General features: G+C 71.7%; 5 protein-coding genes. 3 read left to right on the top strand and 2 right to left on the bottom strand.

All coding sequences use genetic code 11. From position 1 onward, the window contains the following. Positions 1–231 precede the first annotated feature (231 nt). Positions 232–1,212, bottom strand: a complete 981-nt coding sequence (locus tag AC1MIR_RS18015) for an MBL fold metallo-hydrolase (RefSeq protein WP_480029577.1) — start codon at positions 1,210–1,212, stop codon at positions 232–234. A 269-nt stretch (positions 1,213–1,481) separates the two neighbouring features. Between AC1MIR_RS18015 and AC1MIR_RS18010 the strand changes: the two genes are divergently transcribed. The 3 genes from AC1MIR_RS18010 to AC1MIR_RS18000 all read left to right on the top strand — a co-directional run bounded on the left by AC1MIR_RS18010 (position 1,482) and on the right by AC1MIR_RS18000 (position 3,831). Further along, a complete protein-coding gene (locus AC1MIR_RS18010; protein ID WP_480029576.1) occupies positions 1,482–2,165 on the top strand; it encodes a Crp/Fnr family transcriptional regulator in 684 nt (227 codons plus the stop codon). An 86-nt stretch (positions 2,166–2,251) separates the two neighbouring features. Continuing rightward, on the top strand, positions 2,252–2,866 hold the full coding sequence (locus tag AC1MIR_RS18005; protein ID WP_480029575.1) for a hypothetical protein: 615 nt from the start codon (positions 2,252–2,254) through the stop codon (positions 2,864–2,866). Between the two features lie 86 nt (positions 2,867–2,952). After that, positions 2,953–3,831 carry a hypothetical protein gene (locus AC1MIR_RS18000; RefSeq protein WP_480029574.1) on the top strand — a complete coding sequence of 293 codons (879 nt, stop codon included), beginning with the start codon at positions 2,953–2,955 and terminating at the stop codon, positions 3,829–3,831. Between the two features lie 4 nt (positions 3,832–3,835). Here the strand turns inward: AC1MIR_RS18000 and AC1MIR_RS17995 are convergent, their stop codons facing one another. Then, a complete protein-coding gene (locus AC1MIR_RS17995; protein WP_480029573.1) occupies positions 3,836–6,157 on the bottom strand; it encodes a xanthine dehydrogenase family protein molybdopterin-binding subunit in 2,322 nt (773 codons plus the stop codon). Between the last annotated feature and the right edge of the window lie 235 nt (positions 6,158–6,392).

Genomic DNA, 6,392 nt, shown 5'->3' with positions numbered 1-6,392 from the left:
CCGCGGCCCCGGGGGCCGCCGGGGCGCGCCGCCCGGGGGGGCGCGAGGGGGGGGGGGCACGGCGCGGCCTCCCCCGCCTTTTTGTTTTTCGGTGCCTTTCGCCGGGCGAAGCGCTGCGTGTGGGGCGCGGGCGCGTGCAAAAGCTTCAGGACGGCGTCGGTGGCTTGGCCCCCCTCACCCTGCCCTCTCCGCCCTGTGGGGAGAGAGGGTCGCTACGGCGGGGGGAGAGGGTCAGCGGGGGATCTCGGCGTCCTTCATCGCGGTGCCGTGCTCCAGCGCCTTCCACATCGCCACGTCGCGCTCGGCGGTCCAGATGCGCGGGTGGTCGAGGCCCTTCGCCTCGTCGAAGGCGCGGGTGACGTTGAAGGGCATGCAGTGCTCGAAGATCACCCAGCTGCCGTAGCGCGGCCGCATGAAGCCCATCGTGTCGTCGTAGATGGCCTTCAGGTTCCAGCCCTTCTCGACCCCCTGCCGCACGCGGCCGAACAGGTCGGCGGTGAAGGCGCGGGTGCCGGCGATGGCCTCGGCGCAGTCCGCCTTCGTCATCAGCGCGCGGCCACGGCCGGGGACCATCTTCTCGGGGCCGAGCTCGGCGATGGCATCGAGCGTCGCGGGCCAGTCGGCGAAATGGGCGTCGCCGCAATAGGGCGTGGCGCCGAATTCCACCGTGTCGCCGGCGAACAGCACCTTCTCCTTCGGGCACCACACCACCGTGTCGCCCGCGGTGTGGCTGCGCCCGATATGGATCACCTGCGCTTCCCGCTCCCCCAGCCAGAGCGTCATGCACCCTTCGAAGGTGTGGGTGGGCCAGGTGAGGCCCGGGATCGTCTCCTTCCCGCGGAACAGGCGCGGGAAACGGCCGATCTCGCTGTCCATGTCCTGCTGGCCGCGCTCGACGATGAGCTCGCGCGTGGCGTCGGAGGCGATGACCAGCGGCCTGCCGTAGCCCGAGACGCCGAGCACGCGCACCGCGTGGTAGTGGCTCAGCACCACCTGCGTCACCGGCAGCGGGCTGACGGTGCGGATGCGGGCGACGACATCCTGCGCCATGGCGGGCGTGGCCTGCGCATCCACCACCACGACGCCGTCGGGCCCGACCAGCACGCCGGAATTCGGATCGCCTTCCGCCGTGTAGGCGTAGAGGCCGGGGCCGAGCTCGTCGAAAGAAACTTTCTTCTCGGCCATGTCATTGGCGGAGGCGAATCCAGACATCGCGGCGATCTCCCTGCGGGGCCCCAAGTTGCCACGCGCGGCCGGCACGGCAAACGCAGCGGCGAGGCGCCGGAATGATCACGCCGACGCGACGATCCGTTAAATTAAGCAAAAACGCATTCCATTCATCTGGGGTTGGCGCTAGCCTTGACCTGTTGGAAGGCTCCTGCGGCGGCGGGTTCCGACAATGGGTGGGGAAACACAGGCCGGACATGACCCGCAGCACCAGCAGCTTGACGCCATTGCCGGGCGCCTGTGCGGCCTGTGCCGTGCGACCCTTCGCCCTGTTCCGGGTGGTCCCGCAGGCCCGCATCGGCGAGATCGCGAAGGTGCGATCCGGCGTGCGCCTGGTGCGCGCGGGCGAGGCGATCCGCGACAGCGTCTTCACCCTCTACGCGGGCTGGGCCTTCACCTGGACGGCGACGCCCGACGGGCGGCGGCAGGTGCTGGATTTCCACCTGCCCGGCGACCTGGTTGAGCGCACCGAGGACGGGGCCGAGGTGGAGGCGCTGACCGATGCCTCCTTCTGCATCCTGGCGCGCGACCGGCTCTGCGATTTCATGGGGCGCGATTCGGGCCTCGCCCTGGCCTATGCCGAGGGGCTGAGCCGCGACCGGGCGCGCCTGCGCGAGCGCCTGACCAGCCTCGGCCGCCGCGATGCGGTGGGGCGCGTGGCGCATCTGCTGCTCGAGATCCATGGCCGCATCCAGCGGCGCGGCGGCGGCGATGCGCGCGGCGGGCCGGTGCCGCTGAAGCAGGCGCATATCGCGGATGCGCTCGGTCTTTCGGTGGAGCATGCCAACCGCGCGCTGGCGGTGCTGCGCAAGGACAACCTGGCGACGCTGGCCAAGGGCCGGCTCGAGATCCTGGACCGCCAGGGGCTGGAAGACGTCGCGGGCTGGGACGGGCCGGCCGCGGTGGAGCCGCTGGTGCCGCGCAGCATCGCGGGCTGAGCCTCGCCGCGCCGGGGGCCATCGCCTCGCTGCACGGGGTGCGGTAGGCTGCCCGGCGAACCGACCCCGGGGTTGCACGCCGCCCGATGCTCCTGCGCCGCCTCGTCCTCGCTGCCGTCGCGGCCCTGCTGTCGGCCATGCCAGCACGCGCCCAGGTGGATCCCTCCTTCAACCTGGTGAACCGCAGCGGGCAGCCGATCCGGGAGCTCTATGTCTCCCCGGTGAGCAACCCGAACTGGGGCCATGACCTGCTCGGCAGCGACGTGCTGCCGGATCGCGCCACCTTCCCGGTGCGGATCCCGCCCTCGGCGGGGTGCCGGCAGGACATCCGGGTGGTCTTCGCGGACGGGCGGCCGGAGGAACGGCGCAACCAGGACACCTGCCGCATCACCCAGATGGTGTTCGGCAGCGCGGCGCAGGTGCCGCCCTCCGCCGGCGCGCCGCAGGAACAGGCGAATCCGTCCTTCAACCTGGTGAACCACGGGCAGCAGGCGATGCGGGAGGTCTATGTCTCCTCCGTGCGCGACCAGAACTGGGGCCAGCAGCGGCTGCCGCGGGCGATGAACCCGGGCGAGCACCTGGCGGTGCGCCTGCCCTCGGGGGCCTGCGAGAACGACATCCGGGTGGTGTGGATGGACGGCCGCGCGGAGGAGCGCCGCGGCCTCGACACCTGCCGCCTCGTCAACCTGGTGTTCCGCTGAGCCAAGGGCGGTATCGCGGGCCCACGCGGCACCTGATCGTCCCCGGCCTGGCCAAGGCCGGGACGAGCTTCCTGTTCGAGATGCTGATGCGCCGGCCGGCGATCTTCGGCAGCGCCGGCACGAAGGAGGTGAACTTCTTCGGCGAGGCGAAGCTGCGCGGGCGATCCGCCTATCTGTCGCGCTTCCCGGCGGAGGAGCACCGGAAGATCCTGCTCGACGCCTCGCCCTCCTACATCCAGAACCGGGACGATGGCGCCGATCGCATCCGGTCCGTGCTGGAGGCGGATGCGGTGACGGTCGCGATCCTGGTGCGCGACCCGGTCGAGACCTTCTTCTCGCACTACCTGCATGAGCTGAAATCCACCATCGGGCGGCCGAGCTGGCGGCGACAGCCGCGCCCGGCGACCTTCCGGCTGGAGGATCCGGCGGTGGCCGCGCGCTACCTGCGGCCGCGCGCGCCGGCCGTCGCGCGGTTCCGCGCGGTGTTCGGCGACGCCTGCCTCGGCTTTCCGATGGGCGCGCTGTTCGACGGGACCCTGCCCGACCGGCTGGGCGCGGCGCTGGGGGTGGAGCTGGCGCCCTTCGACGGCAACGCGGTGATCAACCGCGGCGGCTTCGTCCCGGGGTATCTGCATGGCGGCGACCGGGGCCTGGTGCTGGAGCAGGACGGGCGGCGCTTCCGCGTGCCGCCGCGCGCGCTGGTCTTCGTGGCGGAGGAGCGCAGCGAGATCCAGGCCTATGCGACCGCCGAGGAGGCGGCGGCCTTCCGGCGGCTCGGCGAGAGCTTCACGCGGGAGGTCACGCTCGATCGCGCCACGCTGCAGCCGCTGCTCGACGACCACCTGGCGGTTTGCGAGGCGCTCGGCCTGAAGCCGCTCAGGCGGTCGGTCGAGGAGACCGTCCGGCTCGCCGCGCCGCCGGCGCGGCTCTCGGAGCGGATCCTCGACCGGCTCCCGGTGCTCTGATCGCCTACGCGGCGCTCAGCGCCTTCCACACGCTCTCGGGCGTCGCCGGCATGTCCACCACGCGGCCGCCGAGGGCATCCACCAGCGCATTGATCACCGCCGGCGGCGAGCCGACCGCGCCCGCCTCGCCCGCGCCCTTCACGCCGAGCGGGTTGGTCTCGCAGGTGACCTCGATCAGGTCCACGTCGATGTCGGGCAGGTCCTCGGCGCGCGGCAGGGCGTAGTCCATGAAGCTGGCGGAGAGGAGCTGGCCGCTGCCGGCATCGTAGGCGGTGCGCTCCATCAGCGCCTGGCCGACGCCCTGCGCGACGCCGCCATGCACCTGGCCGCGCACGATCAGCGGGTTCAGCGCATGGCCGACATCGTCCACCACGATGTAGCGCGGCACCGTCACCACGCCGGTCTCGGCATCCACCTCCACCTCGGCCATGTGGCAGCCATTCGGGAAGGTGTGGCTCTCGATCTTGGCCGTCTCCATCGTGTCGAGGATGATCGCCGACTGGCCGGCGGCGACGCGCTTGCGCTGCGCGGCGGCGAGGTCGAGGATGCCGATGCCGCGGTCGGTGCCGACCACGCCGAAGCGACCGTGACCGTCTGGCCCCTGGGCGACGAACTCGATGTCGCCGATCGCGGCCTCCAGGGTCTCGGCCGCGGCCTGCTTGCCCTTCTCGATGACGCTCGCGGTGGTGACGAGGATCGCCTGGCCCTCGGAATAGAGGCTGCGCGCGCCGCCGGTTCCGCCGCCATCGGGCAGCGTCTCGGAATCGCCCTGCTTCACGCGGATCTTGTCCATCGGGATGCCGAGCTCATGGCTGGTCAGCATGGCATAGGCGGTCTCGTGGCCCTGGCCGGTGCTCTGCGTGCCGACATAGACATCCACCATGCCGTCATCCGCGAAGACGACCTTGGCGTTCTCCGTCGGGCCGCCGCCGGTGGCTTCCAGGTAGTAGGCGAGGCCGATGCCGCGCTTCCTGCCGCGCTTCGCGGCTTCCGCGCGGCGGCTCTCGAAGCCGGCCCAGTCCATCTTCTTCAGCGCGGCGTCGAGCAGCTGCGCGAAATCGCCGCTGTCGTAGCGCTGGCCCATCGCCGAGACGTAGGGCATGGCGCTCTGCGGGACCATGTTGCGCTTGCGGATCTCCACGCGGTCGATCTTCAGCTCGCGCGCGGCGGTGTCGATCAGGCGCTCCACCAGGTAGTTGGATTCCGGCCGCCCGGCGCCGCGATAGGCGTCCACCGGCACGGTGTTGGTCAGCACGCCGAGGACATTGGCGTGGATCGCCTCGAAGCCATAGACGCTGGCCAGCACCTTGGTGCCGGCGCCGGTCGGGATGAAGGGCGCGTAGTTGGAGAGATAGGCGCCCATGTTCGCCCAGTTCTTCGTGCGCAGCGCGAGGAACTTTCCGTTCGCGTCGAGCGCCAGTTCCCCCAGCGTGATGTTGTCGCGGCCATGCGTGTCCGACAGGAACGCCTCGGTGCGCTCGGACGCCCACTTCACGGGGCGGCCCACCTGCTTCGCCGCGAAGGCGACCATCACATGCTCGGCATAGAGGAAGAGCTTCATGCCGAAGCCGCCGCCGACATCGGGCGTCAGCACATGGATCCTGTCCTGCGGGATCTTCAGCACCAGGTCCGCCAGCATGTTGCGCACCTGCCAGGAGCCCTGGGTGTTGGTGTGCAGCGTGAGGCGGTCGCCTTCCCACGCCGCCACCGCGGCGCGGGCTTCCATGGAGGCGACGACGACGCGGTTGTTCACCACCGTCAGACGCGTGACATGCGCTGCCTTGGCGAAGGCGGCATCGGCCTTGGCCTTGTCGCCTGCTTCCCAGTCGAAGCAGATGTTGCTCTTCGCCTCGGGCCAGACCAGCGCCGCGCCGGTCTCATGCGCGGTGGCGAGGTCGGTGGAGGCGGGGAGGACCTCGTACTCCACCATGATCGCCTCGGCGCCGTCGCGCGCGGCCTGCAGCGTCTCGCCCACCACGAAGGCGACGGGGTCCCCGACATGGCGCACGGTGTCCGTCGCCAGCGCGAGCCGCGGCGTGTTGGTGCGCGGCGTGCCGTCCTTGCTCTTCAGCGGGATCATGCAGGGCAGCTCGCCGAGGCCGGCGGCTTTCATGTCCGCGCCGGTGATCACCGCCAGCACGCCGGGGGTCGCCTTCGCCGCCGCCACGTCCAGCGCGGCGATGCGGGCATGGGCATGCGGGCTGCGCAGCACCACGCCGAAGGCCTGGCCGGGCATGGAGATGTCGTCCGTGTATTGCCCGCGCCCGGTCAGCAGGCGGGGGTCCTCGACGCGCCGCACCGACTGGCTCAATCCGAACTTCGCCATCTGACTTCCCTTCCCGCGTTTCTCCGTAGCGCATCATCTGACGGCTTCGGCCGGTTCGTGAAGGGGGCAACCGCCGGTTGGCGCCGCCTTCACGCGCCGGCGAGCGGTGGGCGGGGCGGCGGAAGCGGCCGGGGCGCCCCCGCCCCGGCCGGCCCGCCCGCCGCGACTCCGGCGCCGCGCCGCGCGCCGTGCGCGCGCAGGCGGGCGTCGTGCGCGCCCGCCGCCCCGGGGACCC

It is taken from the genome of Falsiroseomonas sp. RANM36 (assembly GCF_056682175.1).
The sequence above is the reverse complement of the archived record's forward strand: the minus strand, read 5'-3'. Positions and strand labels throughout refer to the sequence as shown.

Bases quoted from the DNA above. Each gene is read 5' to 3' on its own strand.
- AC1MIR_RS18000 (WP_480029574.1), top strand. From the start codon at position 2,953: ATGCGCCGGCCGGCGATCTTCGGCAGCGCCGGCACGAAGGAGGTGAAC.
- AC1MIR_RS17995 (WP_480029573.1), bottom strand. From the start codon at position 6,157: ATGGCGAAGTTCGGATTGAGCCAGTCGGTGCGGCGCGTCGAGGACCCC.
- AC1MIR_RS18005 (WP_480029575.1), top strand. From the start codon at position 2,252: ATGCTCCTGCGCCGCCTCGTCCTCGCTGCCGTCGCGGCCCTGCTGTCG.
- AC1MIR_RS18015 (WP_480029577.1), bottom strand. From the start codon at position 1,212: ATGTCTGGATTCGCCTCCGCCAATGACATGGCCGAGAAGAAAGTTTCT.